Below are 26,271 nucleotides of genomic sequence, written 5' to 3' on the forward strand. Positions count from 1 at the left end.
GCCTATCCACTGAGTCTAGACCTTTATAAGCAGAGTGATAAGATGGACAATCAATAACGCAGTGTTCGCCTGAGATAAACAATTATGTTTAAGCAACTCAATTATGTTTAAGCAATTACAGGATATGGCGCTGTTCGCCAAGGTCGCGGAATGCGGCAGTTTCACCCGCGCCGCCGCAATGGTGGGTTTACCTAAATCTAGCGTCAGCCAGCGGGTGAGTCAGCTCGAGCAGAGTTTGGGGATCCGCTTACTCAACAGAACCACCCGTCAGTTGAACCTGACTTTTGCCGGTGAGCGCTATCTGGTGCATTGCCAGGAGATGCTGCAAGCCGCCGAACGTGCGGACTTGGCACTGCAACGGCTGAAAGACAACCCCAGCGGCCGTCTGCGTATTTCGACCCCCGCAGGGCTGGGAGCAACGTTGTTGGCACAGTTGGCGACAGATTTTCAGCAGCAATATCCTGATGTTCTGCTGGAGGTTTTGGTGTCAGATACTATGGTTGATTTGGTCGAGGACGGCTTTGATGTGGCGCTGCGCACCGGTAAACCGCAGGATTCGTCACTGATTGGTCGGCGATTAGGATACGCGCCGCGTTATCTTTTGGCTTCCTCCGCTTATCTGGCCCAACACCCGCCATTGCTTCATCCACGGCAGCTCGATACCCACCGCTGCATTGCCCATCGTGCCTGGCAGGCGCTGATTTTACGCCATGAAGATGAGTTTTATCGCTGGCAGGTTCCTGCGCTGCATGTGACTGATAATTTGTTATATGCCCGTGAGTGTGCGCTGAATGGCGGGGGGATTACGCTATTGCCCGCATTTCTAAGCCGCGAAGTGGTCGCCAGTCGGCAGTTAATTGAAGTTTTGCCACAGTGGCAAGCGGAGGGAAATGAGCTGTATTTGGTCTACCCGAGCCGCAAGCTGAACTCTCCAGCACTCAGTTGCTTTATAGATGTGGTGATTGGGCACCCGGTATTTGAGGATTATGTGCAAGGGCTGGAAATATCTTGAGTGATAGATAGGCCCCTTTCCTATGAAAAAGGCCTGCAATTGCAGGCCCTTAGTCTAGATAATAATCAAAAACTATTTGGTCATTTTCTTATACTTAATACGGTGTGGTTCCAGTGCTTCGGCACCCAGAGTGCGTTTTTTCCACTCTTCGTATTCAGTAAAGTTACCTTCGAAGAATTCCACTTTACCCTCATCTTGATAATCGATGATGTGAGTGGCAATTCGGTCAAGGAACCAGCGGTCATGGGAAATAACCATGGCGCAACCTGGGAATTCCAGTAAGGCGTTTTCCAGCGCGCGTAAGGTTTCGATGTCCAGATCGTTGGTCGGTTCATCGAGCAGCAACATGTTGCCGCCCACCTGGAGCAATTTGGCCAAATGGATACGGCCGCGCTCACCACCGGACAGTTCGCCCACCCGTTTGCCCTGATCAATACCTTTAAAGTTAAAGCGGCCAACATAGGCGCGGCTTGGAATTTCAAAGTTGCCGATCTTCATGATGTCCTGACCGCCGGAAACTTCTTCCCACACGGTTTTACTGCCATCCATGTTGTCACGGAACTGATCAACCGAGGCCAATTGCACGGTATCACCCAGTGAGATTGTGCCGGAGTCCGGTTGCTCTTGGCCCGATAACATGCGGAACAGGGTGGATTTACCCGCGCCGTTCGGCCCGATGATCCCGACTATCGCGCCTTTTGGCAGGGCAAAGGTCAAATCATCAATCAGCAAGCGGTCACCGTAAGATTTGCTCAGATGCTCAACTTCCAGCACTTTGTCACCTAAACGTGGGCCAGGCGGAATAAACAACTCGCTGGTTTCATTACGTTTTTGGTATTCAACGCTGTTAAGTTCTTCAAAGCGAGCCAGACGCGCTTTACCTTTCGCCTGACGGCCTTTAGGATTCTGACGAACCCATTCCAGCTCTTTCTCAATAGATTTACGACGAGCAGCTTCAGAAGAGGCTTCCAACGCCAGACGGGCGTCTTTTTGTTCCAGCCATGAGGAATAGTTGCCTTCCCATGGAATACCTTCACCACGGTCCAACTCCAGAATCCAACCCGCGACGTTATCGAGGAAGTAACGGTCATGGGTGATGGCGACCACAGTGCCTTCATAATCATGCAGGAATCGCTCCAGCCATGCCACGGATTCAGCATCCAAGTGGTTGGTCGGTTCATCCAGCAGCAGCATGTCTGGTTTTTCCAGCAGCAGGCGGCAGATGGCGACACGGCGGCGCTCACCACCGGATAAATTGGCAATTTTTGCATCCCAAGGTGGCAAACGCAGAGCATCAGCCGCACGTTCTAACTGGTTATCCAGATTATGACCGTCGTGGGATTGAATAATGGCTTCCAGCTCACCTTGCTCTTTCGCTAACTTATCGAAATCAGCATCAGGATCGGCATAGAGCGCATAAACTTCATCTAAACGGGTCAGGGCGCGCTTCACTTCGCCGACGGCTTCTTCAACCGACTCGCGCACTGTTTGTTCAAGATTCAGTTTTGGTTCCTGTGGCAGGTAACCGATTTTGATGCCAGGTTGTGGGCGCGCTTCACCCTCAATGTCGGTATCAATGCCAGCCATAATGCGCAACAGGGTGGATTTACCGGAGCCGTTAAGACCCAGTACACCAATTTTTGCCCCAGGGAAGAAACTCAGGGAGATGTTTTTCAGAATATGCCGTTTCGGTGGAACTACTTTACCGACACGATGCATAGAATAGACGTATTGAGCCACGTTGCCTCAGCCTCTCTAGATCAGTTTTTATTAGGATATCTGGTGCGGAGTGTAGCCCGTTTTACTATACCCGTCATCTTTCAAGTCGCAGGGGTGTTGGCTGCTCTCGCGCACCCGAATCACTGACTAGTGTCAGCTCATCGGGATTTCCTCGTTTGCCGCCTTCATTTTTTGCGCTTCCCGTTGGTGGCATCCGCAATGTGAGATTTATCTTAAGTTATCTTTGCGATGCATAAAAAAAGCCCGGCGGAATAGCCGGGCTTGAGGGGATAACTGATTGATATCAGATAGGATTCGAGCCGCGTTTGAAGCGCCCGATGACCCATTTTTCGACTTCTACAATTAAGAAGATGGCGATAGAGACCAACAGTGTGATGCCCCAGTAATAAGCCGGTAATGGCTCGGTACCGAAAGCGGTGTTCATAAACGGCAGATAGATAATAGCTAACTGCAATAGAATCAGCACACCAGAAACTAACCACAATCCCTTGTTAACAAACACTTCTTTGTTCAGCGGGAATCTGTCCATCACACGGCAGTTAAACATGTAAATCCACTGCGCGGTTACCAAGGTTTGCATCAACACGGTGCGGATAAATTCAGTGCTGTAGCCGCGTGGTTCCATATAGGCTTCCAGGGCGAATGCACTGCACGCAATCAAGGTGCCGACAAACGCGATACGCCAGATGGCATGGCCGTCTAACACGTGTTTTGATGGGTCACGTGGGTTGCGGCGCATGATGCCTCTTTCTGCCGGTTCAAAGGCCAAACCGAAGGAAAGTGTGGTGGAGGTGGCCATGTTTATCCACAGGATTTGCAGTGGCGTTAGCGGAATCACCGCACCAGCCAAGATAGCAAAGATGATTAACATCCCTTGCGCCAGGTTAGTCGGCAACACAAACAGAATGGTTTTTTTCAGGTTATCGTAGACCCGGCGGCCTTCTTCAACCGCGTGGGCTATGGTGGCGAAGTTATCATCTGACAGCACCATATCGGCGGCTTCTTTTGTCACCTCGGTGCCTTTGATACCCATGGCAATGCCCACATCGGCTTGTTTCAGCGCCGGTGCATCGTTCACGCCATCGCCGGTCATCCCGACGATTTCGCCTTTCTCTTGTAATGCTTTGACCAGACGCAGTTTATGCTCAGGGCTGGTGCGGGCAAAAATATCATAGCGAACGGCTGCTTCGGCCAGTTCTTTATCATCCATATGCTCCAACTGGCCACCGGTAATGGAGTCTTTCCCATTGCCTATGCCCAGCATGGCACCAATCGCCATCGCGGTTTCCTGATGGTCGCCGGTGATCATCTTCACGCGAATCCCCGCCTGTTGGCAGGTAGCAATGGCGTCGATAGCTTCAGGGCGCGGTGGGTCCATCATGCCGGCGATGCCGACAAACACCATGCCTTGCTGGATATCACTGTGTTCTAACTCGCTGACAGTCTGTTCTGTTGGGCGGTAAGCCGCCGCCAACATGCGCAGGCCCTGCTGGGTGTAGCGCGTCATCTCGGCATCCCAGTAATCACGACGGAAAGGAATTACGCCCTTATCCGTCAGTTCTTGCTGGCAGAAAGTAAACAGCACATCGGGTGCGCCGGTCAGGAAGATACAGCTTTCAGACTCAACCTGATGGCTGGTTGCCATGTATTTATAGGCAGAATCGAAAGGAATTTTACCGTGCTGAGTCACCTGGCCCAGTTCAATACCTGATTTGGCCGCCAAGACTTTCAGTGCGCCTTCGGTGGGGCCGCCCACAATAATCCAATGGCCTTGGTCATTCTTTTGAATCTGGCTGTCATTACATAAATTCACCGCAGTGATAAATGTTTTTAACGGCCCGGCGAGAACGGCTTGTTGGTCACTGCCTTCCGGATAAATGTTACCCACTGGCTCATAGCTTTCACCAGTGACCCGGTAGCAATTGTCAGCCAGAATCACCGCTTTGACGGTCATTTCATTCATCGTCAGGGTGCCGGTTTTATCGGAACAGACGACGGTCATGGCACCCAAGGTTTCTACCGTTGGCAGCTTGCGAATAATCGCGCGGTTACGCGCCATTGCTTGCACACCCAAAGACAGAATAATCGAAATAATGGCCGGTAACCCTTCAGGAACCGAGGCCACAGCCAGACTTATCAGCGCCAGCAACAACTCATCCACTGGCAGGTCGCGTAGGATAAAGGCGAAGACAAATAAGAATGCCATCATCACCAGAATCAGGATGAAAATCGCTTTGCCCAGGCGGTCCATTTGTTGCAGTAGTGGGGTGCGGGTGGCTTCAACCGTCGACATCATTTGGTTGATATGACCCAGTTCGGTATCACCGCCACTGGCGATGACTACGCCTTTTGCTGTACCGGCACTGATAGTGGTGCCCGAGAACAACAGGTTTTTGCGGTCGCCAATCACTGATTCATTTTCAATCACCCCAATTTGCTTCTCAACCACGGTTGATTCACCGGTCAGGATAGCTTCTTCAATCTGGAGGTTGTGAGCTTCGAGTAACCGTAAGTCAGCCGGGATTTTATCCCCCGGTTTCAATGTGACGATATCCCCCGGCACCAAATCCTGTGCATCAATGGTTTTTGCATTGCCATCACGGATGACCACAGCTTTACTGGAGAGCATATTTTGGATGCTTTTCAGTGACTTCTCGGCTTTGTTTTCCTGAACATAACCAATTAATGCGTTAATGACGGCGACACAAAGAATGATAATGGTATCGACCGAGTGGCCCATAAGGCCTTTGACTAACGCAGCAGCTAATAGAATGTAAATCAGGACATCATTAAAATGAGCGAGAAATTGCAGTAGCGGGTGCTTACTTTTTTTTGCGGGTAGTGCATTGGGGCCGTATTGTTTAAGGCGTTCTTCGGCTTCTTGTTGGCTTAACCCTTCTTCGCGGCTTTTTAGCTGCTGCAAAGATTCTTCCACAGTGAGTTGATACCAAGCCTGGCCTTCTGGCGGCGAGGCGGGTTTGGGGTTTGATGAGTTTTGCATTGAAAGAACCTTCTTAAAAATTAAAAATCTGAAATCTATCTGTTTTTCATCTCATTACCGTCGAGGTAACGGCGCAGGGCAGCAAATGCTCTTCCGTGAAAAATCCTGCTCCTAAATTATTTGATTTTTATTAAAAGACAAAAAAATGATTCTGAATGATATGTTTATATCAACATAGTTATATTAAGCAAGGATAGTAGATTTTTATCAAAATAGCGTCTTGATCTGAGATAATAAAATCGAAATTATCGGTCATAATTATCTAATAACATATTGAATAATAAGTTAATTCTAAGAAAATTTTTCTGTGACTTATATTTCCCAATGTCCTGAATATCATCCATCATTTCAATCATCACTCAGAAAGATTAATTATCCTTGCCCATTTGTAGGTGTAATCGCTGGCTATCAGGTGAAACTCTTAGTTAGTATGTCCTGCTGCCGGAACTAATCATGACTATGCTAATCAGAAGTTGCGGTAAGCAAAATGCAGTAGCCAACAACCAGTGAGGAAACAGTGAGTATGGACAAGTGGCGATATCTGGCGATTGGCGTGTGTCTGGTGACGACCTCAGGAGTGGCATTTGCCGACTCCATTGATGCCCAACGGCAACGCTATCAGCAAGTTAAACTGGCTTGGGACAGCAATCAGATGGATACCGTGGCGCAACTGATGCCCACATTGCGTGAATATCCGCTGTATCCGTATCTGGAATACCGCCAGTTAACGCAAGATTTAAGCCAATTGAGTGCGGCGCAAGTGACCGATTTTCTGACTCGGAATCCCACATTGCCGCCAGCAAGTTCGCTATCATCCCGTTTTGTTAACGAGCTGGCACGTCGTGAGGATTGGCGCGGGTTATTGGCGTTCAGTCCACAAGCCCCTAAACCGGCGGCAGCTCGCTGTAATTATTACTATGCTAAATGGGCCACTGGCGAGCAGCAAGTCGCCTGGGATGGTGCCAGCGAGATTTGGCTCAACGGCCAGACGCTACCGGGTAGCTGCGATAAATTATTCAGTGTCTGGCAACAAGCCGGGCATCAAACCCCATTGGCAACATTGGCGCGTATGAAGCTGGCGCTGAAAGAAGGTAATGCCAGTTTGGTGAGTTACTTACTCAAGCAACTGCCAGCCGATTATCAGACCATGGGCACGGCACTGGCAAAATTGCAAAGTGACCCGGCCAGTGTCGAAAGTTTTGCTCGAACTGTCGGGCCGACAGATTTTACCCGCTCAGCCACTATCATTGCCTTTACCCGGCTGGCACGGCAGGACGTGGAAAATGCGCGTGCAATGATCCCAACGCTGGCGCGGCTGCAAAAAATGAGTAACAGCGAGAAGCTGGAACTGGAAGAAGCAGTGGCCTGGCGTCTAATGGGCAATGATGCGAATTACGAGCAAGCCAAATGGCGTGATCAAGTCACTTTGCGTAGCCATTCCACCCCGTTGCTGGAGCGCCGCATCCGTATGTCGCTGGGCACTGGCGATCGCCAAGGATTAGCGGCCTGGATGGCCCGTTTACCGGCAGAGGCACAAAATAAAGATGAGTGGCGCTACTGGCGTGCCACATTGTTGCTGGAGCAGGGTAAGAAAGCCGAGGGCGAAGCCATTCTGCGTAGCCTGATGCAGGAGCGCGGTTTCTATCCGATGGTCGCCGCGCAAAAACTGGGCGTGCCTTACCCGATTAATGTTGAAGTGGCCACCAAACCTGATGCTTCACTGGCGCAGCGGCCTGAAATTGCCCGGGTGCGCGAGTTAATGTATTGGAATATGGACAATTTGGCCCGCAATGAGTGGAGCTATTTGGTCGCCAGCCGCAGCAAACCGGAGCAGGAAGCACTGGCGCGCTATGCATTTGACCAAAAATGGGCCGACTTGAGTGTTCAGGCGACCATTGTGGCCAAATTATGGGATCATCTGGAAGAGCGTTTCCCACTGGCTTGGCCAAAAGAATTCCGTCAGGCGACTGAAGGCAAAGGAATAACTCCAAGTTATGCAATGGCAATAGCTCGTCAGGAAAGTGCCTGGAACCCGAAAGCACAATCGCCCGTCGGGGCGGCAGGTCTGATGCAGGTGATGCCACGGACTGCGGAACACACAGTCAAACTGAATAACATCCCTGGTTATGTGAACAGCAGCCAGTTGCTCGACCCTGTCACTAACATTGAGATTGGCACCAGCTATCTGGAAGAGGTTTATCAGCAATTTGGGCGCAATCGGATTTTATCCAGTGCAGCCTATAACGCCGGCCCATCGCGGGTGAATACCTGGTTGGGAAATAGCAGTGGACAGGTGGATGCCGTGGCATTTATCGAAAGCATTCCGTTCTCAGAAACGCGCGGCTATGTGAAAAACGTCTTGGCGTATGATGCGTTTTATCGTCACTTTATGAATCGCCCGGCTAAGGTGCTGAGTGATGCCGAGTGGCAGCGGCGCTACTGATCCTCTTCGTCCTTGACGCTGCGGCGGTGTCAGCTACACCTGCCGCAACGCCAAGTTCTTTGGCTATATCTGAGGTTATGATAAGCTGTTGTACTAGTTAAATAGTATGGCGGCTTTTCCTATCATGACAAAACTACGATTGACCGATCCGAATCTGTCGACTGAAGATAATCAGCACTGGCTGACTTTTGTTGCGCTGTTACAAGACGCCATTGCGCAAGATCTCCATTTACCGCTACTGCAATTGATGCTGACACCGGATGAGCGCACAGCTCTAGGGACGCGAGTGCGTATTATTGAGGAGTTAATGCGGGGGGAATTAAGTCAGCGGGAACTCAAGAATCAGTTGGGCGCAGGGATTGCGACTATTACGCGCGGCTCCAATAGCCTGAAAGCCGCACCTCCAGAGTTAAAGAGCTGGCTTGAAGCCCAGTTATTAACCAATAAATCGTTAACAAAGTAAGTCGTTAACAAAGTAAGTCGTTAATAAATAAGCCGCAGACCAATACTTAACCCTACAGCGCTGGGCGCTGGTAAATCTCATTATGAAAGGGAACCAGCGCCAGCAGCAGCGCTTGATGATAAACACTGGTGCGAGTCAATTTGCCGTCGGTAAAAATGCCGATGGCACCACCTCGGTGTTTTACATTCGATATTCCGGTTAAATCTGCCATTTCGTCGCCCAGCTCACGGCCTTGGCGAATCCCTTGCAATATAATATCGGGCAGCATCAAGCTGGCAGAACGGGATTCTCCCCGCAACTGCAAGTGTTCAATTACCATCCACGCAAAGGTCATATTATCTTCAATACCGGCTTCAACCCCAACCCAAAAATCAGCATCAGGACGCACTTGACGGGCATTGTGCACGCGCTGTCTGGCACCAGTGCGTGTCTCAGGGCTGCCTATGGGTTGTAAGGGAACACCGCTATCGACATTGACACCCTCAATGCGATACTGACTGGGGCCATAAACGTCATCGAAAGCGAGGCTGATAGCCTTAATCTTTGCAGGGTTGGTAGTTGCGGCAACAACATGGTACATAATGAGTTAAGAATCCATGTAAAAGTTTTGTGTTTATTTCACGCAGTATAACGGAAAAATGACATGTTACAGGTATATCTCGTGCGCCACGGCGAAACTATATGGAACGCGGCACGCCGCATTCAGGGCCAATCGGACAGTCCACTGACCGACACTGGAGTTCGTCAGGCAGAGTTGGTGGCGCAACGGGTTCGCAGCCAAGGGATCACCCATATTATTACCAGCGACCTTGGGCGCACAAAGCAAACGGCCCAAATTATTGCCGATGCTTGTAGGCTCACGATAGTCGAAGATCCACGTCTGCGTGAACTGAACATGGGCGTGCTGGAAACGCGCCCGATAGAAAGTTTAACGCCGGAAGAAGAGCAGTGGCGCAAGCAGATGGTCAATGGCACAGCAGGTGCTCGAATTCCTGAAGGTGAGTCGATGGCCGAATTAGGGCGGCGGATGCATGCGGCCCTGAATAGTTGCCGAGAGTTACCTGAGGGTAGTAAGCCATTACTCGTCAGTCACGGTATGGCGCTGGGCTGCTTATTGAGCACTTTGCTGGGGTTGCCCGCACATGCTGAACGGCGGCTGCGTTTGCGCAACTGTTCGCTATCACGGGTTGATTATCAGGAAAGCCCATGGCTGGCTTCGGGTTGGGTCATTGAAAGTGCTGGCGATACCGCCCACTTGGATATGCCAGCACTGGATGAACTACAGCGTTAACGCTTGATAGGAATGAGATATTCACACTTGAGTGAGGCCGGAGGCCCATCTTTCGGCTTCCCTTGAGGGAAGAATCGCTCGATATCGTATCCACGCCGACGGGTTAATTCTAACTGTGGTAAACAGGTGCCATACAGTGTCAGGATGAAGTTCTGCAACCCTTCTAGTGGCCCGTCATAGCTAAACTGCACATATTCGCCGCCTTGTAAGATAACCGGTTGCCCTTCCTGCACATTACCCGGCACATGTTGTGGCTCAATGGCGGTAGTGTAGAAAATCTCTTGCTCATCATCTTTCTCCTGATTTGGTCGGGAGTGATGTAAGCCATAAAGTACGGGCGGCAAATGGTCTGCATCACCAAGATACTGTTGCCAGAAATGCGATCGCAATTGAGTACGATGAGTCGATATTTGCTCAAGAGTACAAGAATAGCTCTGTGTTAGCCCCACCAAATGCTGCTCAGGTAAAGTAATGAATTCTGGTTGAGGTAGCGTATATTCCCCTAGCCGAATCGGTGGACATATTCCGGCTGAATGCCAATCTTCAGCCCGGCGGTACAACGCAGGTGTTTGCGCAAACTGTTTCTTAAAAGCACGAGTGAAAGTTTGCTGTGAGTCAAAACGATATTGCAGAGCAATATCCAGAATAGGGCGGCTGGTTAATCGCAATGCGACAGCGGCTTTAGACAGCCTTCTGGCACGGATATACGCACCGATAGCATTCCCGGTGACATCCTTGAACATTCGCTGTAAATGCCATTTTGAATAACCTGCTTTGGCGGCGACATTGTCCAATGCTAAAGGCTGGTCTAAATGACTTTCTAGCCAGCTAAGCAAATCACGAATGATACTGGCTTGATCCATAGATCTTCCTCGTAAAGCGGCCTAAATTTAGGGTATTAGTCATATGAAAAGAATAGCTCTGGCGCATAGTAGCAACTTTTTATGTTCCCGACTGCTTAAGAATTTACTGCCATTGTGTGTTAAAAAAGCATCTAAGATTTATAAAGTGACTTTTTAACCAGTATTTTATTATTAGCGAAATCTTTTAACATTGGATAACGTTATTCAGTAGTTTGGAGTAAGTGTATGAAAAAAAATTGGATATTCCTTGGTTGCATACTTTCTTTGGGATCAATAATGGCCCATGCAGAGGAAATTGGCTCGGTTGACACGGTATTTAAATTACTGGGGCCTGACCATAAGATCGTGGTTGAGGCCTTTGATGACCCCGATGTTAAAAATGTAACTTGTTATATCAGCCGGGCAAAAACCGGTGGTATCAAAGGGGGCTTAGGGTTAGCTGAAGATACTTCTGATGCGGCAATCTCTTGCCAGCAAGTGGGGCCGATTGAGTTAAGTGACAAAATTAAGAACAAGAAATCTGACGGTACTGTAGTTTTCCAGAAGCGAACTTCATTGGTCTTTAAAAAGCTACAGGTAGTTCGTTTCTATGACCCGAAACGTAATGCCTTAATTTACCTGACTTACTCCGACAGAATTGTTGACGGTTCACCGAAAAACGCCATAAGCGCGGTGCCTATTATGCCGTGGCGTGAATAGCTATGTGAAGACGATTAGTTGTGTAAGTATCATAAAAAAGCCAGCATGTGAGTGCTGGCTTTTTATTGTAGACATGTCAGAGAGTTACTCTTCCAGGTCACCACAGAAACGATAACCTTCGCCGTGGATAGTCGCGATGATCTCTGGGGTGTCCGGCGTAGATTCAAAATGCTTACGAATACGACGGATAGTCACGTCAACAGTACGGTCATGCGGTTTCAACTCGCGACCGGTCATTTTCTTCAGCAATTCGCCACGGGATTGGATCTTGCCCGGATTTTCGCAGAAGTGAAGCATGGCGCGGAACTCACTACGTGGCAGTTTATACTGCTCGCCAGTAGGGCTTATCAGTGAACGGCTATTAATATCCAGTTCCCAGCCATTAAATTTATAGCTCTCAACCAAGCGGCGCTCTTCGCCAACATTACCCAAATTCATGGTACGTGACAGCAAGTTGCGTGCCCGAATGGTTAATTCGCGCGGGTTGAAAGGTTTGGTGATGTAATCATCAGCACCAATTTCCAAGCCAAGGATCTTATCTACTTCGTTATCACGACCGGTCAGGAACATTAGGGCAACACTTGCTTGTTCACGAAGTTCCCGTGCCAGCAACAGGCCATTTTTGCCCGGCAGATTGATGTCCATGATAACTAAGTTGATATCATTCTCAGACAAAATGTGGTGCATTTCTGCGCCGTCATTGGCCTCATGAACAACATAGCCTTCCGCCTCGAAAATGCTCTTCAGGGTGTTACGAGTAACTATCTCGTCTTCTACGATCAGAATGTGCGGGGTCTGCATGTTTGCTACCTAAAATTGCCAACAAAATAGAAATAGGAAGTACAAAAGTCTTTGTTATATTAGGATTTTTATTGACTAGTTACTCGTCATCCCGTTCATCACATGACTAAAGTACGTAAACGCGTTCTTGATGCACTTTCCATCAACGTCAACAACATCACTAGCTTGGTCGGGGTGTTACTCCCTACAGCCCCAAAGGTGACAAAAGCGGCGCATATCCTAACCCTATTAACAGCAATATAACAGTGTGAGCCGAATGTACCACCCAACAAAACTACGCTTTGTTGACATATATCAAATTCAATTGTAGCACGTTAACACTTTTGTGAAAAAGACTTACAAGAATACCAGCTTAAGCCAAAGTGGGTTAAATTATGTGGTCGATTCAGTGTTATTAATATTAAAAATCGTAGGCCAGACGTAACAAAAAAATGAATTTTCTAATTTGTTGATTTTTATTGTTAAAAATCAATATTCTTTCGTCATAGTACCAATGAACCTACTTTTCTTATCAATGGTCTATTTCGACTAAAAACATTAGAAGAATTATCATCAATGTTAGTTAAATGTAAAGGGCGGTGGCGAGGTTTTTATTTTTGTTTATTTTTTAATCACTTGGGTGAAAAGCGGCCCTGTAAAAGATAGCGTTGTTGCTCGCTTTAAAAATTATATCAATTATCTGTCACCGTCTTCTCTATCTTAGTTAAGTGAAAAGCTCTCAGCTAAGTAAAAAAAACCGCAAAATATATTATGTTGGTTAAATATAATTTCATGGTTTTATTGTCTGCATTATTTGTTTTTTATTTGTGCGTATCACCGAATTCTGCTGTCATGATGAAATAATAACTCACCTAGGAATGGTTGGTTTCTTAAGCTGGGCGACTGAAAAAATTTGACTTGAGAGGCCGATTGCTTTAACCAATAGAGGTAGAAACATATTATTAATGAGACAGACAGACGAAATGCTATACATCAGCCTGAATACAACAATTATTACCACCACCGAAACCACAGGTTACGGGGCGGGCTGACGCGTACAGGAAACAACAGAAAAAAGCCCGCACCTAGACAGTGCGGGCTTTTTTTTTCAATCAAATCTTTGCAAAAAAGTTTGCGATAAAAAAAGCGCGAAAGCGGGAGAGAATCAGAAATGCGAGTGCTGAAATTTGGCGGGACATCAGTAGCAAATGCAGAACGCTTTATGCGGGTTGCCGATATCATCGAAAGTAATGCGCGGCAGGGACAAGTGGCGACGGTATTATCCGCTCCCGCAAAAATTACCAACCATCTGGTCGCGATGATCGACAAAATGGTGGCCGGGCAAGATATCTCGCCGAACATCAGCGATGCTGAGCGAATTTTTTCCGAGTTGCTGCGGGGATTGGCTGATGCTCAACCGGGCTTTGACTATGAGCGTTTAAAAGCGCTGGTGGCCCATGAGTTTGCGCAACTCAAACACGTCCTGCATGGTATCTCGTTGCTTGGCCAATGCCCTGATAGCATCAATGCCGCCATTATCTGCCGTGGCGAAAAACTCTCTATCGCTATCATGGAAGCATTATTCCAAGCCAAAGGTTATCAGGTTAGCGTAATTAATCCGGTCGAGAAATTGCTGGCACAGGGCCATTATCTCGAATCTACGGTTGATATCACTGAATCTACCCGCCGCATCGGCTCTAGCAAGATCCCAACTGACCATATCATCCTGATGGCCGGTTTCACTGCCGGTAATGACAAAGGGGAGTTGGTGGTGCTGGGGCGCAATGGTTCCGACTATTCTGCTGCTGTGTTGGCTGCTTGTTTACGCGCTGATTGTTGTGAAATTTGGACTGATGTTGATGGGGTCTATACTTGCGACCCACGGGTGGTACCTGATGCCCGATTATTGAAATCGATGTCATATCAGGAGGCGATGGAGTTGTCCTATTTTGGCGCTTCGGTTCTCCATCCCCGCACTATCGCCCCGATTGCTCAGTTCCAAATTCCTTGCTTGATTAAAAACACCTCTAACCCGCAAGCCCCCGGCACCCTGATTGGTGGTGAAAGCAGTGATGACGGCTTCCCGGTTAAAGGCATCACCAACCTGAATAATATGGCGATGATTAACGTGTCTGGCCCTGGAATGAAAGGCATGGTCGGTATGGCGGCCCGCGTCTTTGCCGTGATGTCACGCAGCGGTATTTCAGTGGTGCTTATCACCCAATCTTCTTCTGAGTACAGCATCAGTTTTTGTGTGCCGCAAAGCGAGTTAATCCGCGCCCGCAAAGCATTGGAAGAAGAGTTTTATCTGGAATTAAAAGACGGCCTCTTAGAGCCATTGGATGTTATGGAGCATCTGGCGGTTATCTCGGTCGTCGGTGATGGCATGCGCACCCTGCGCGGTATTTCAGCTCGCTTCTTCTCGGCGTTGGCTCGCGCTAATATTAATATCATCGCGATTGCGCAAGGCTCGTCCGAGCGCTCTATCTCTGTGGTGGTCAGCAATGATTCCGCCACTACCGGGGTGCGTGTTTGCCACCAAATGCTGTTTAACACCGATCAGGTTATTGAAGTGTTTGTCATTGGTGTCGGCGGGGTCGGTGGGGCATTAATCGAACAAATCTATCGCCAGCAGCCATGGCTGAAACAGCGCCATATTGATTTGCGCGTGTGCGGCATTGCTAACTCCAAAGCTATGTTGACCAATGTGCACGGCATCGCGTTGGATAACTGGCGCCATGAACTGGCCGAAGTGAAAGAGCCGTTTAATCTCAGCCGTTTGATTCGCTTGGTTAAAGAGTATCATTTGCTCAATCCGGTGATTGTCGATTGTACCTCTAGCCAGGCCGTGGCGGATCAATATGCAGATTTCCTGGCGGACGGTTTCCATGTCGTCACGCCAAATAAGAAAGCCAATACCTCATCAATGAATTACTACCGTCAGATGCGCGCAGCAGCAGCAAAATCATGCCGTAAATTCTTGTATGACACTAACGTCGGCGCGGGCCTGCCTGTTATCGAAAACTTACAGAATTTGCTTAATGCTGGTGACGAACTGATGCGTTTTTCTGGCATTCTGTCAGGGTCGCTGTCCTTTATCTTCGGCAAGTTGGACGAGGGGATGACATTATCCGAGGCCACATTGCAGGCCAAAGCTCTGGGTTATACCGAGCCAGACCCGCGCGATGACCTTTCTGGGATGGATGTCGCCCGTAAATTGTTGATTTTGGCCCGCGAAGCAGGGTACAAACTGGAGTTGGCAGATATTGAAGTTGAATCAGTTCTGCCAGCCAACTTTGATGCCAGCGGCGATGTAGATAGCTTCCTCGCTCGCTTGCCGTCACTGGATGCCGAGTTTAGTCGCCTGGTGGCAAATGCCGCCGAACAGGGCAAAGTGCTGCGTTATGTCGGGGTGATTGAAGAGGGGCGCTGTATCGTCCGGATGGATGCCGTAGATGGTAACGATCCGCTGTATAAAGTTAAAAATGGCGAGAATGCGTTGGCTTTCTATACCCACTATTATCAGCCAATTCCGTTGGTGCTGCGCGGGTATGGCGCGGGGAATGACGTGACAGCGGCCGGGGTGTTTGCCGATCTTTTACGCACATTATCATGGAAGTTGGGAGTTTAAATATGGTTAAGATCTATGCTCCGGCATCGATTGGCAATGTCAGCGTTGGGTTTGATGTGCTGGGTGCGGCAGTCTCACCGGTCGACGGCACTCTGCTGGGCGATTGTGTCAGCGTGACTGCGGCGGATAGCTTCAGTTTGCGCAACGAGGGCCGCTTTGTCAGCAAATTGCCCGATGACCCAAAAGAAAATATCGTTTATCAGTGCTGGGAGCGTTTTTGTCAGGAAATGGGCAAAGAGATCCCGGTGGCGATGGTGCTGGAAAAAAACATGCCGATTGGTTCAGGGCTGGGTTCCAGCGCCTGTTCAGTCGTGGCCGGTTTGATGGCGATGAATGAGTTTTGTGGTCAGCCGCTGGATAAAGTGACACTGTTGGGCATGATGGGCGAGCTGGAAGGGCGAGTGTCCGGTAGCGTCCATTTTGATAATGTTGCACCGTGCTATTTAGGCGGGATGCAACTGATTCTCGAGCAGCCCGGCTATATCAGTCAAGGAGTCCCCGGATTTGACGACTGGCTGTGGGTAATGGCTTATCCGGGCATTAAAGTCTCTACCGCCGAGGCCCGCGCGATTTTACCGGCACAATATCGCCGTCAGGATTGCATCGCGCATGGGCGCAATTTGGCTGGATTCATTCACGCCTGCCACACTCAGCAGCCAAATCTGGCTGCTAAAATGATGAAAGATGTGATTGCCGAGCCTTACCGCACTCAATTGTTGCCGGGCTTTGCTGCGGCACGGCAAGCCGCGCAGGATATTGGTGCGCTGGCCTGTGGTATTTCCGGTTCTGGCCCAACACTGTTTGCGGTCTGCAATGATACCGAGACCGCACAGCGTATGGCTAACTGGCTACAAAATCATTACCTGCAAAACGACGAAGGTTTTGTTCATATTTGCCGTCTGGATACCGCAGGCGCACGACTACTGGGATAACGCATGAAACTGTATAACCTTAAAGATCACAACGAGCAGGTCAGCTTCGCGCAAGCGATTAAGCAAGGCCTGGGCAAGCAGCAAGGGCTGTTTTTCCCGTTGGAGTTGCCAGAGTTTGAGCTGACAGAAATTGATAAACTGTTGGATCTGGATTTTGTCACGCGCAGCAGCCGTATCTTGTCTGCATTTATCGGCAATGAAATTGCGCCGGAAGTCTTAACTAAGCGCGTCCAGGCTGCTTTTGAGTTCCCAGCTCCGGTTGCTCAGGTTGAGAATGATATCGCGGTACTGGAGCTGTTCCACGGCCCAACATTAGCCTTTAAAGACTTTGGTGCCCGTTTTATGGCGCAGATGTTGGCTGAAGTGGCAGGCGATCAGCCGGTGACTATCTTGACAGCAACCTCCGGTGATACCGGGGCGGCAGTGGCCCATGCATTTTATGGTCTGAAAAATGTTCGTGTGGTCATTCTTTATCCGCGTGGCAAAATCAGCCCGCTGCAAGAAAAACTGTTCTGTACGCTGGGTGGCAATATTCACACCGTGGCCATTGAGGGTGATTTTGATGCTTGTCAGGCGCTGGTCAAACAAGCCTTTGATGATGAAGAACTGAAACAAGAACTGAGCCTTAACTCTGCTAATTCGATTAATATCAGCCGCTTGCTGGCACAGATTTGCTATTACTTTGAAGCGGTGGCTCAGTTACCGCAAGAAGCACGTAACCAGTTGGTTATCTCCGTGCCGAGTGGCAATTTTGGTGATTTGACCGCCGGTTTGCTGGCGAAATCCTTAGGTTTGCCGGTAAAACGCTTTATCGCCGCCACCAATGCCAATGACACCGTGCCGCGCTTCTTGGTTAATGGGCAGTGGCAGCCGAAACAGACGGTAGCGACCTTATCGAATGCCATGGATGTCAGTCAGCCGAATAACTGGCCGCGTGTTGAAGAGCTTTATCGTCGCAAAATCTGGCAATTAAAAGAATTGGGCTACGGCGCGGTCAGTGATGATATCACCAAAGACACCATGCGCGAGCTGGCGGAGTTGGGCTATATCTCAGAACCTCATGCTGCCATTGCTTATCGTGTGTTGCGCGATCAGCTACAAGACGGGGAGTTTGGATTATTCATCGGGACGGCACATCCGGCGAAATTCAAAGAAAGTGTTGAAGAGATTTTGGGCCAAGAATTACCGCTGCCAAAACCACTGGCGGTGCGGGCGCAATTACCTTTGTTATCTCATGATTTACCGGCAGATTTTGTGCAACTGCGGACTTTCTTGATGGCATTACCGAAATAATGGCTCTCATTGAGAGATAAAAATCAGAGGGCCACATACTGGCCCTTTTTGCATTTTAGTGCTGTTCAGCCCGCTTAAAAACTAACTCATTTTTCGCCGATAACCCGGCATCAAACTCATAACCTTCCAGATTAAAGTCAACCAGTTGCTCTGGTTTTGTTAGCTTGTTCTGAATAATAAATCGGCTCATCAAGCCACGGGCTTTTTTGGCGTAGAAACTGATAATTTTATATTTGCCATTTTTCTCGTCTAAAAAGACCGGTTTAATCAGTGAGCCGGCCAGCTTGGCGGGCTTCACGGCCTTAAAGTATTCATCAGAGGCGAGGTTAATCAGCACGTTATCGCCTTGCTGCTCCAGTGCTTGATTCAGTTTCTCGGTTATCTGGTCGCCCCAGAATGAATAGAGATCTTTGCCGCGCGGATTAGCCAGCTTGATCCCCATCTCCAGCCGATACGGCTGCATTAAGTCTAGCGGGCGCAATACGCCATAGAGGCCAGAAAGCATGCGCAAATGCTGTTGGGCAAAATCAAAATCAGCAGCGCTGAAATCCTGAGCTTGCATACCGGTGTAGACATCGCCTTTAAAGGCCAAAATGGCCTGACGCGCATTGTCTGGGGTAAAATTGGGTTGCCATTCGCCGAAACGGGCGGCATTCAAGCCGGCCAGTTTGTCGCTAATTCCCATTAAGCTGCTAATTTGCACTGGGGTCAGTTCACGGCAGATCTCGATAAGCTGTTGTGACTTATCCAACATTTCTGGCTGAGTAAATTTCTTGGTTGCTAACGGACTTTGATAATCAAGGGTTTTAGCCGGGGAAATTACAATAAGCATAACGACATCCTAATGAGCCAAATAAGACACTGTAGCAAAAAGCGCCAGCCAGCGAAAAGAAGATTGGGCGATTGCAGAGATAGATGGGCTGCTTTGTCAGAGATGCTATAGTTTAGCTAAATCGTCTCAGCACGTTAGGAATGGATAAAGTTGCTATTAACCTACCGGTTTCACGCTGTTTTGAAAGGCGAAAACGGTTGCGAACCGAATACTGCGCTTTTGCGGTTTTTTTAATCAGTTTAACTGCCTTGCACCAAGGCTTACGCATGTTATTATCAAGACAAGGCAGGTGTCGAAATCGCTAATATTGCGAAACGGCTAACATTCCGAATGAGATAAAGCGCCATTTCGGCAATATACTCTTTCGACAAGCATAAAAGTTGCGACATGCCAAAAGTTCATGCACAAACGATGAGAAACGACAACATGACCGATAAACTTACTTCCCTACGTCAAATCACCACTGTAGTAGCAGATACTGGGGATATCGCGGCAATGAAGCTGTATCAGCCGCAAGATGCAACTACCAACCCATCATTGATTCTGAATGCTGCTCAAATTCCTGAATACCGCAAGCTGATTGACGACGCTATTGCTTGGGCGCGCGAACAAAGCAGCGATCACGCTCAGCAAATCGTGGATGCCACTGACAAACTGGCGGTTAATATTGGTTTGGAAATCCTGAAACTGATCCCAGGCCGTATTTCTACTGAAGTAGATGCCCGCCTGTCTTACGACACCACTGCCAGCGTGGCAAAAGCTAAGCGCTTGATCAAACTGTATAATGAAGCCGGTATCAGTAATGACCGCATTCTGATCAAACTGGCCTCTACCTGGCAGGGTATCCGTGCTGCAGAGCAGCTGGAAAAAGAAGGCATTAACTGTAACCTGACTCTGCTGTTCTCCTTCGCTCAGGCGCGTGCTTGTGCTGAAGCAGGTGTGTTCCTGATTTCACCGTTTGTTGGCCGTATTCTTGACTGGTACAAAGCCAATGGCGACAAAAAAGAGTTCGCACCACACGAAGATCCAGGTGTTGTTTCTGTGACCGAGATTTACCAGTATTACAAACAACACGGTTATAAGACTGTCGTTATGGGCGCAAGCTTCCGTAATCTGGGTGAAATCATCGAACTGGCTGGTTGTGACCGTCTGACTATCGCGCCATCGCTGCTGAAAGAGTTAGCAGAAAGTGAAGGCCCGGTAGAACGTAAATTGTCTTATACCGGTGAAGTTCAGGCTAAACCTACGCCACTGACTGAAGCTGAGTTCTACTGGCAGCACAATCAGGACCCAATGGCGATTGATAAGCTGGCTGATGGCATTCGCAAATTTGCTGTTGATCAGGGCAAGCTTGAGAAAATGATCTCAGACCTGCTGTAATTTGACTGGCGGCGATTGATTCTCCGCAGTTATTTGACGAAAAAGGTGGCGTAAGCCGCCTTTTTTATTGCCTATACCCTAAATAATTTGAGTGGCAGGAAGTTGGCAACTGAGTGAACCCAATGGGTTGAGATAACTCAATGATTTGGGTAAACAAGGGCAGCGAACACACATGAGATTTGAAGGATGACGGGTATATAACCTGAGGCTAGCAGCAGTTCCAGTAACATGGGGTATGCTATTATTCGCCACAGATAAAGGGTTTTCGTCGAGGTAGTTATATGAATACATTGCGTATAGGTTTAGTTTCCGTCTCTGATCGCGCATCAAGTGGGGTATATCAGGATAAAGGCATTCCAGCACTGGAAGAGTGGTTGGCAAGCGCGTTAACCACTCCTTTTGACATAGAAACCCGCCTTATCCCCGATGAGCAAACTCTGATTGAACAAACCCTGTGTGAATTAGTTGATGAAATGGGGTGTCACTTGGTATTGACCACCGGTGGTACAGGCCCGGCAAGGCGTGATGTCACCCCTGATGCCACCTTGGCTATCGCCGATCGGCAAATGCCGGGTTTTGGTGAACAAATGCGCCAAATCAGCCTTCATTTCGTCCCTACCGCTATATTATCCCGGCAGGTAGGGGTTATCCGTAAGCAGGCATTGATTATCAACTTACCGGGGCAGCCTAAATCCATCAAAGAGACCCTTGAAGGGGTGAAAGATGCTCAGTCGAAGGTTGTCGTTGCGGGTATTTTTGCCAGTGTGCCTTATTGCATTCAACTACTGGATGGGCCTTATATAGAGACCAATGCTAAAGTGGTAGCGGCTTTTCGTCCGAAGAATGCAATTATCGATATAAAAAGCTAAATTAAAACTTTTTACAACATAAGATACCATTCTGTGAGTGTGGGGAATTTTGTACGGTATAGTCATATTTACTTTACAAAAAGCTGAAAATATTTTTCTTCCCCTACTCTGGTTTATTACGGTGTCATATGTCTCAAGAACACAGTCTATCTCAAGTCGACTTATCGCAACCTCATGTTGCCCAACAAGATAATCATAATCGTCGGCTAAATAAGCAAGATTATAAAACCCTCACCTTGGCTGCGTTAGGTGGGGCGCTTGAGTTTTACGATTTCATTATTTTCGTCTTCTTTGCTGCGGTTATCGGCGATCTTTTCTTCCCAGTCGATATGCCTGAGTGGCTGCGTCAGGTTCAGACATTCGGTATTTTTGCGGCGGGTTACCTGGCGCGTCCGCTGGGCGGCATTATCATGGCGCATTTTGGTGACTTGGTTGGCCGTAAGAAGATGTTTACTCTCAGTATTCTATTAATGGCATTGCCAACACTCGCGATTGGTATGCTGCCGACGTATGCTTCTATCGGCATTGCAGCTCCGCTGCTGTTGCTGCTAATGCGCGTATTGCAAGGTGCGGCAATTGGTGGTGAAGTTCCCGGTGCATGGGTATTTGTCGCGGAACACGTACCGCGTCGGCGCATTGGTATTGCTTGCGGTACTTTAACTGCGGGTTTGACGGCAGGGATCTTACTGGGGTCACTGGTGGCCACTGCGATGAACACGACCTTAAGTCCTCAGGCTATTTTAGATGGTGGTTGGCGTGTACCGTTCTTCCTCGGCGGGATTTTCGGCTTGTTCGCCATGTATTTACGCCGTTGGTTACAGGAAACCCCAATCTTTAAAGAAATGCAGGCACGTAAAACTTTGGCTGAGGAGCTGCCACTGAAATCTGTGGTGGTCAATCATAAGAAAGAAATAGTGGTTTCGATGCTGCTGACTTGGTTGCTGTCTGCCGGTATCGTAGTCGTTATCTTGATGACCCCGACTTATTTACAGAAGCAATTCGGCGTACTGCCAGCACTGGCATTACAAGCAAACAGTCTGGCTATTGTCGCGTTGGTATTTGGTTGTGTGATTGCGGGTCTTGTTATTGACCGTTTCGGTGCGAGTAAAACCTTTATTGTTGGTAGCCTGATGTTGGCGGTGTCGACATGGTCGTTTTATCATACTAATCTGACTGACCCTGGTCAGTTATTTACACATTATATGTTGGCTGGATTCTGTGTCGGTATCGTCGGCGCAGTGCCATATGTCATGGTGCGCGCATTCCCGGCTGAGATTCGTTTTACTGGAATTTCTTTCTCCTACAATGTGGCGTATGCCATTTTTGGTGGGTTGACACCTATCGTGGTGACCTTATTGATGAAGGTGACTCCTATGGCCCCCGCGTATTACATGTTGTTGTTATCGCTGGTGGGATTCTTGTTAGGAATCTATCTACGCAATGATATTAATAGTGATGTGAAAATTCAGATGTCAAAGAAAGCCTTGGCTGAGTAAAGGCCGCTCAGAAATAAGTACAAAGCCACTTTTAATAAAAAGAGCTCATAAATTTATCAAAAATTATGAGCTCTTTCGATATTCATGTTCTTATAATTCATCGTTGAAAGCGGCCCCAATGAACGTGAATCCGACCTTTTGTTTAACGCGAGCTGAGGGCTGGGAAATAACTTCCGAATATAATGTTCTGGCGCTTTGCTGCTGTAAATATCGAGCCAATTCTCTGACTGCAGCCGTCCCTGCTCCTCTCACTGTTCCGTCTCTATCGGGTGATAATACAAAATTTGGAAATGTTGCAGATGCCACTAGTTCAACCTCATTTCGACTATTGAACCTATCTGCGACAATGATCGTGACAATTTGTCCCCGCAATTTGACGACTATATATATTTCCCCAGGACGCTGAATGAGTAACCTACGGTGAATAATACTGGTAACTATGTGTCCGGCATGTAGCAGTTTACTGAGTGAGGTATTTGTATCGCTCGCACTGGCCGCGCTAGCTTCTTCCATATGAGTGCCTTGATACTCTTGTCCCCATTGAGCTATTGTTTCCCTGAGTTTTTTTCGCATAGCTTGTGAATTGGCAATTTCGATATCCGACAGTCTTTTTTCCTCCTCGGGAGAGAGTGTGGGGATAATTTCCACTTCAAATTCTAATTCAGGGTGTTCTACTGCAATACCTTGCTCCATAATGGTTGGTATTGTTGGGGTATAAATAAAGGTATCGAGTAACAACTCATAAATACCAAGTGGTAATAGTTCTACTGCGGACGGATTTTCACTGGATGAGTAATAAATACTATAATTAATATAACTCAGTTGTGCATAATCAAATGCACTTTTAACATTTCTGATAGAGTTTTCATGACTGTTATCTGTTATCTTTTCTCTGATATTTTTAATTAATCGACTTTCTAACTCTGTGTTTTGCACTGCAACTCCAGTGCTTCCTGTTCTTATAGTAGAGTCTATCACCCTGCCAAAGAAATCCGAATTCCAAGTTTCTAAACTATTGCCAAATAATAAAGTGAAGTCAGTCATTATATCTAATGTCCAGTCTATGCACGGAGGCCTTACTTGTCGTATTTGGCGTGAACTCAGAATAGAATAGATAGAAATATTGCAAGCTTTTATTGTGGCCGGTAGGCTGAGGGATTGGCTATAAGTTGTGTTGTCGATATAAGTGAGAGTCATGTTGTTGCTTATGCTATCGGATATTTCTTTATCTACAGAATCCTTATTTTTTAGTGGGGTGCTCTTTCCTGCAATATGTAATGTTTTCCCTTTTGTATTACTGTGAAAAAATTTATCCGCACTGAATACGATACTATCCAATTGTTGGCACTTGTCTTGCGTAAGATAATTATAGATATTCAAAAAAGGGGTGAAAAAACAGATGATCTGACTTATTTGTGTTAAGTCTCTTTTTTCCCATCTTTTATCACCAGTATCTGCGGTAAGTATCGATTTTTCAAGAATTAATGGAGTATCTTCATTGAAGTTATTTATTATTATTTCTGGGCGTATGTTAGTTTCGGAATCCCAATTAAAGGATATAATGGGTGACGTATCCACAACGTTATGTTTCAGTGTTTGAATGAATTGAGTTTGCACCGTATCTTTTTGTATTTGTATAATGAATGATAGATTGTCGCTATTAATATAACGGTCAAAATAAAATTTATTAGTCATTTTATGATCAGAGAGTATAATTTGTCTTTTATTTAAAGTAATGTTCGGGCCGTTATATAAATTAAGCGTATAATTATCGTGTTCCCCAAGATCGCTTGTGTTAAAAACAAGTAGAATCTGTTTGTTTTTTAAACGCTCGTCATCCCAATACTTACCAAAAGCATCGATAAGATCTATTCTATAGCTGTCGCTAATAACGCATTGTTGATCGCAACTAAGGCCTTCATTTTTTGATACTCTGATGCTAGTAATGGCATTACTCATTCGTAGGGCTTTTAAGCTATGATTAGCCATGCTCTCTGTTAATGAAAAAAAAGGAGAATGGAAATTATCATTCTTATATATCTTAGCCATCATTCCTTGGGGGACTGTTATGGATTTAATACTATCATTATGAATGGGTAATACTTCTCGGCCAGACTCAATGAGGGGTTCGCTATCATTATATAAATCTATCTGTTGGTTTGATGCTAAACAGGTGCTATCCCCTTGGAATTTATCTTCTGTATAAAAACAGATGGCAGGTTCTATTTCGTATGAGTTTATTGTGTTATATAACCCAGATAACTTTAATTCTGGCAGATTAATATCATTCTTTAATGTTGTTTTTTTTCCAGAAAAATCGACGCCATCATAAAGGGTCACAATCATCCCGGGCGGGACAGAGATTGATTCTATTTTATTATTAAAACCATCATTGAAAACTGAGTTTGATTCACTTTCTGCGGAGCAGAATGATTCTCCACCAAAATCCGCTAGTTCATAAAAACAAACTTTAGCTTTATATGAATAGGCTGGTTGCGATATTATTGATACAATCATTATTAATAGTTTTATGACTATTCGCATAGGCGAATCCTTAATTTTAGGCATTGCGTTATCTATAGGGGGTCGATGTTATATGATGCTATCCCTCTTCACATTATTTATTTTTATTGTTCTTATTTATTATTTTATTGTATTGGTTTTAATGAGGCTATTTATTTTTTAGAACTAATGTATAGATATAAAAAAACACTCTGAATATAAATGTTCAGAGTGTCATTAAATATAAACTTTCTCAGTGGACTGTAATTAAGCTACAGATTGCACATGCAAAGTCTGGTTTGGTTCACCAATTGGCAGGACCGTACGGCCATATTGTTCGTTCAAAACTTCAGCCATGGCCAGGTAAATAGCGCTGGCACCACAAATAATGCCTTCGAAACCGGCGAAAACCAGCAGCGAATGGTTGCCGGTGAAGTTACCGACCGCCAACAGAGCAAACAGTAGCGTCAGGCTACCGAAAACAAACTGCAAAGCGCGGTTAGCTGGCAAGGTACCGAAGAACATAAACAGTGTGAAGATACCCCATAGACCTAAATAAACGCCGAGGAACTGTGCGTCGGTGGCTTCTGCCAGACCCATTTTAGGTAACATCAGCAAACCGACCAGACTCAGCCAAAATGCGCCATATGAGGTAAATGCGGTTGCAGCAAAAGTATTACCTTTCTTATACTCCAGCATACCTGCCAGAATTTGTGCCAGACCGCCATAAAAAATCCCCATACTCAAAATAACCGAGGTTAGGGGGAAGAAGCCTGCATTGTGCAGGTTAAGCAAGACGGTAGTCATCCCAAAACCCATCAGGCCTAATGGGCCAGGATTCGCCAACTTGGTGGTGTTCATAAGTCCTCTGCAAGTAACAGAATGCTAAAAAAAATGGATAATTATCCGAATAAGTATAAATCGCCTGAATGACCAAGAAGTCGTCGATATCCCTCAGTGCGCGCGGCATCATAATGATCCGCGCGGTTGGAAACAATGATCTGGAGAGTAATAAAAAGTAATTTTTTTTCATCTCCCCCCTTG

The 26,271-nt window shown here is 47.1% G+C and carries 21 protein-coding genes and 1 other annotated feature; of the genes, 13 read left to right on the forward strand and 8 right to left on the reverse strand.

Annotation, left to right across the window (positions count from 1 at the left end; all coding sequences use genetic code 11):
• Positions 1-103 precede the first annotated feature (103 nt).
• The gene (locus tag OP863_RS03125) at positions 104-1,012 is read left to right on the forward strand and encodes a LysR family transcriptional regulator (protein ID WP_145588702.1); all 909 of its coding nucleotides are present in this window, start codon (positions 104-106) and stop codon (positions 1,010-1,012) included.
• Positions 1,013-1,084: 72 nt separating this feature from the next.
• Here the strand turns inward: OP863_RS03125 and ettA are convergent, their stop codons facing one another.
• Entirely contained in the window at positions 1,085-2,752 is a 1,668-nt protein-coding gene (gene ettA, locus OP863_RS03130) for an energy-dependent translational throttle protein EttA (protein WP_145588704.1), read from the reverse strand.
• A 283-nt stretch (positions 2,753-3,035) separates the two neighbouring features.
• Positions 3,036-5,753 carry a cation-transporting P-type ATPase gene (locus OP863_RS03135; RefSeq protein WP_265525886.1) on the reverse strand — a complete coding sequence of 906 codons (2,718 nt, stop codon included), beginning with the start codon at positions 5,751-5,753 and terminating at the stop codon, positions 3,036-3,038.
• A gap of 523 nt (positions 5,754-6,276) precedes the next feature.
• Here OP863_RS03135 and sltY point away from each other — a divergent pair.
• Both sltY and trpR read left to right on the forward strand, forming a co-directional pair.
• Positions 6,277-8,196, forward strand: a complete 1,920-nt coding sequence (sltY, locus tag OP863_RS03140) for a murein transglycosylase (RefSeq protein WP_265525887.1) — start codon at positions 6,277-6,279, stop codon at positions 8,194-8,196.
• A 124-nt stretch (positions 8,197-8,320) separates the two neighbouring features.
• Positions 8,321-8,659, forward strand: coding sequence for a trp operon repressor (trpR, locus tag OP863_RS03145; protein ID WP_145588708.1), 339 nt, complete (start codon positions 8,321-8,323; stop codon positions 8,657-8,659).
• Between the two features lie 52 nt (positions 8,660-8,711).
• Here trpR and yjjX read toward each other — a convergent pair whose 3' ends face one another.
• Positions 8,712-9,239 carry an inosine/xanthosine triphosphatase gene (yjjX, locus tag OP863_RS03150; protein ID WP_038636466.1) on the reverse strand — a complete coding sequence of 176 codons (528 nt, stop codon included), beginning with the start codon at positions 9,237-9,239 and terminating at the stop codon, positions 8,712-8,714.
• A 63-nt stretch (positions 9,240-9,302) separates the two neighbouring features.
• Here yjjX and gpmB point away from each other — a divergent pair, with 63 nt between their 5' ends.
• Complete coding sequence (gene gpmB / locus OP863_RS03155) at positions 9,303-9,950, forward strand: 2,3-diphosphoglycerate-dependent phosphoglycerate mutase GpmB (protein ID WP_265525888.1); 648 nt, start codon at positions 9,303-9,305, stop codon at positions 9,948-9,950.
• Here gpmB and robA read toward each other — a convergent pair.
• Positions 9,947-10,813 carry an MDR efflux pump AcrAB transcriptional activator RobA gene (gene robA, locus OP863_RS03160; RefSeq protein ID WP_038636461.1) on the reverse strand — a complete coding sequence of 289 codons (867 nt, stop codon included), beginning with the start codon at positions 10,811-10,813 and terminating at the stop codon, positions 9,947-9,949. The two genes, gpmB and robA, sit on opposite strands and share 4 nt — an antisense overlap.
• A gap of 225 nt (positions 10,814-11,038) precedes the next feature.
• Between robA and creA the strand changes: the two genes are divergently transcribed.
• Positions 11,039-11,512 (forward strand): protein CreA, encoded by a 474-nt coding sequence (creA, locus tag OP863_RS03165; RefSeq protein ID WP_145588711.1) that lies wholly within the window; start codon positions 11,039-11,041, stop codon positions 11,510-11,512.
• Positions 11,513-11,596: 84 nt separating this feature from the next.
• Here creA and arcA read toward each other — a convergent pair whose 3' ends face one another.
• On the reverse strand, positions 11,597-12,313 hold the full coding sequence (gene arcA, locus OP863_RS03170) for a two-component system response regulator ArcA (RefSeq protein WP_004389406.1): 717 nt from the start codon (positions 12,311-12,313) through the stop codon (positions 11,597-11,599).
• Between the two features lie 102 nt (positions 12,314-12,415).
• Between arcA and OP863_RS03175 the strand changes: the two genes are divergently transcribed.
• The 5 genes from OP863_RS03175 (at position 12,416) to thrC (ending at position 18,148) form a co-directional block, all read left to right on the forward strand.
• On the forward strand, positions 12,416-12,556 hold the full coding sequence (locus OP863_RS03175; RefSeq protein WP_004706054.1) for a hypothetical protein: 141 nt from the start codon (positions 12,416-12,418) through the stop codon (positions 12,554-12,556).
• Positions 12,557-13,275: 719 nt separating this feature from the next.
• On the forward strand, positions 13,276-13,344 hold the full coding sequence (thrL, locus tag OP863_RS03180) for a thr operon leader peptide (RefSeq protein WP_099528731.1): 69 nt from the start codon (positions 13,276-13,278) through the stop codon (positions 13,342-13,344).
• Positions 13,283-13,401 (forward strand) — a sequence feature (Thr leader region). It overlaps the preceding gene by 62 nt.
• A 62-nt stretch (positions 13,402-13,463) precedes the next feature.
• Positions 13,464-15,923 carry a bifunctional aspartate kinase/homoserine dehydrogenase I gene (thrA, locus tag OP863_RS03185; RefSeq protein ID WP_145591836.1) on the forward strand — a complete coding sequence of 820 codons (2,460 nt, stop codon included), beginning with the start codon at positions 13,464-13,466 and terminating at the stop codon, positions 15,921-15,923.
• 2 nt (positions 15,924-15,925) lie between these two features.
• Entirely contained in the window at positions 15,926-16,855 is a 930-nt protein-coding gene (thrB, locus tag OP863_RS03190; RefSeq protein ID WP_038639828.1) for a homoserine kinase, read from the forward strand.
• Between the two features lie 3 nt (positions 16,856-16,858).
• Positions 16,859-18,148: a threonine synthase gene (gene thrC / locus OP863_RS03195; protein WP_145589566.1), complete on the forward strand. Its 1,290-nt coding sequence runs from the start codon at positions 16,859-16,861 to the stop codon at positions 18,146-18,148.
• Positions 18,149-18,203: 55 nt separating this feature from the next.
• Here the strand turns inward: thrC and yaaA are convergent, their stop codons facing one another.
• On the reverse strand, positions 18,204-18,980 hold the full coding sequence (gene yaaA, locus OP863_RS03200; protein WP_038636448.1) for a peroxide stress protein YaaA: 777 nt from the start codon (positions 18,978-18,980) through the stop codon (positions 18,204-18,206).
• Positions 18,981-19,406: 426 nt separating this feature from the next.
• Between yaaA and tal the strand changes: the two genes are divergently transcribed.
• The 3 genes from tal (at position 19,407) to OP863_RS03215 (ending at position 22,725) form a co-directional block, all read left to right on the forward strand.
• Complete coding sequence (tal, locus tag OP863_RS03205; RefSeq protein WP_038636445.1) at positions 19,407-20,360, forward strand: transaldolase; 954 nt, start codon at positions 19,407-19,409, stop codon at positions 20,358-20,360.
• A gap of 281 nt (positions 20,361-20,641) precedes the next feature.
• Positions 20,642-21,229: a molybdopterin adenylyltransferase gene (mog, locus tag OP863_RS03210; RefSeq protein ID WP_038636442.1), complete on the forward strand. Its 588-nt coding sequence runs from the start codon at positions 20,642-20,644 to the stop codon at positions 21,227-21,229.
• A gap of 128 nt (positions 21,230-21,357) precedes the next feature.
• A complete protein-coding gene (locus OP863_RS03215; RefSeq protein ID WP_038636439.1) occupies positions 21,358-22,725 on the forward strand; it encodes an MFS transporter in 1,368 nt (455 codons plus the stop codon).
• Between the two features lie 90 nt (positions 22,726-22,815).
• On the opposite strand, the gene OP863_RS03220 is transcribed toward OP863_RS03215, so the two are convergent.
• Both OP863_RS03220 and satP read right to left on the reverse strand, forming a co-directional pair.
• Positions 22,816-25,269, reverse strand: coding sequence for a peptidase inhibitor family I36 protein (locus OP863_RS03220; protein WP_265525889.1), 2,454 nt, complete (start codon positions 25,267-25,269; stop codon positions 22,816-22,818).
• Positions 25,270-25,494: 225 nt separating this feature from the next.
• Positions 25,495-26,088, reverse strand: a complete 594-nt coding sequence (satP, locus tag OP863_RS03225) for an acetate uptake transporter (protein WP_038636432.1) — start codon at positions 26,086-26,088, stop codon at positions 25,495-25,497.
• Positions 26,089-26,271 lie beyond the last annotated feature (183 nt).

Origin of the sequence: Yersinia sp. SCPM-O-B-9106 (C-191), assembly GCF_026183365.1 — a bacterium.
In the GTDB taxonomy this organism is placed as follows: Bacteria; Pseudomonadota; Gammaproteobacteria; order Enterobacterales; family Enterobacteriaceae; genus Yersinia; species Yersinia rochesterensis.